Source organism: Kocuria sp. NPDC057446, from assembly GCF_042802875.1.
GTDB lineage: Bacteria > Actinomycetota > Actinomycetes > Actinomycetales > Micrococcaceae > Kocuria.
Genome location: NZ_JBHVDI010000301.1, coordinates 1 through 1,167 on the forward strand (window position 1 = coordinate 1; position 1,167 = coordinate 1,167).

Annotated in this window: 2 protein-coding genes; both read right to left on the reverse strand. The window is 74.6% G+C overall.

The window, feature by feature from the left end; genetic code table 11:
- Positions 1-771: TIM barrel protein (locus ACFU0Y_RS18235; RefSeq protein ID WP_380216387.1), on the reverse strand; the 771-nt coding region annotated here is incomplete at its 3' end.
- On the reverse strand, positions 768-1,167 hold a 400-nt coding region (locus ACFU0Y_RS18240; protein ID WP_380216389.1), incomplete at its 5' end, for a Gfo/Idh/MocA family oxidoreductase. The genes ACFU0Y_RS18235 and ACFU0Y_RS18240, both read right to left, overlap by 4 nt.

Here is a 1,167-nt window from a genome sequence, read left to right on the forward strand (position 1 = left end):
GAAGGCGTCGCGGAAGCGTCCCAGGGCGACGTCGGGGTCGCCGGCGGCGAAGGCCTCCATGGCGACCACTCCGTCGTATCCCATCTCGGTCAGGGCCGCGGCGATGCGCGGGTAGTGGATCTCCCCGGTGCCGGGCTCGCAGCGCCCGGGCACGTCGGCAACCTGGATCTCCCCGATATACGGAAGGGCCCGGGCGCACAGCTCCACCAGGTTCCCCTCCCCGATCTGGGCGTGGTACAGGTCCAGGTTCAGCCGCAGGTGCGGGCTGTCCACCGCCGCGACCAGGGCCAGGGTGTCCTGGGCCCGTCCGAAGGGCACCCCGGGGTGGTCGAGGGCGGTGTTGAGGTTCTCCAGGGTGAAGACCCGCCCGTGGCGCTCCCCCAGGACGGCGAGGCGCTCCAGGGTGCGGGCCGCGGCCAGCCAGTCCGCCCCGGTCACGACCTCGTGGGCGACCACGGGCAGGCCCTTGTCATCCAGGCCGGTGCCGTGGACGTTGAGCCGCGGGCAGTCGAGGACCGCCGCCGCCGCCAGGGAGTCCTCGGCGGTGCGCAGCAGCGCGGCGGCCCCGTCCGGGTCGACCAGGGCCCCGCGCACGTAGCCGGTCATCGACCCGAACCGGGCCCCGGTGGCGGCCAGGGCGGGCAGGTCCTTGGTGGTCCAGTCCCAGATCTCGACCTCGAACCCGGCCTCGTGCAGCCGGCGCACCCGCTGGGTGAACGGCAGGTCGCCATAGAGCATCTCCGCGTTGGCGGCCAGGGTGAACCCGCTCACCGGGTGGCCTCCGCGACCGAGAGCTCGACCGGGGCACCGGTGCGGCAGGACTCGACGCAGCCCAGCGCGATCCGCAGCGCGTCCTCGGCGGCCCCGACCCCCGGCCCGTCGACGGGCCGCCCCAGGGCGGTGTCGACGAAGGCCTGCAGCTCTCCGGTGTAGGCCCCGCGCATGGACTGGGTGTCGGCGCGCACCGTGTCGATGCCGATGCCCTCGGGCCCGTAGTAGCGCAGGCTCGAGGCCGCCAGATCCCCGGCGGTGACCATCCCGGCGGAGCCGAAGGCCTCCGCCCGGGTGTCGTAGCCGTAGGCGGCGGCGAAGCTGGCCTCGGCGGTGGCGATCGCCCCGTTGTCGTAGCGGATCGTGACCACGGCGGTGTCCAGCAGCCCGGCGTCC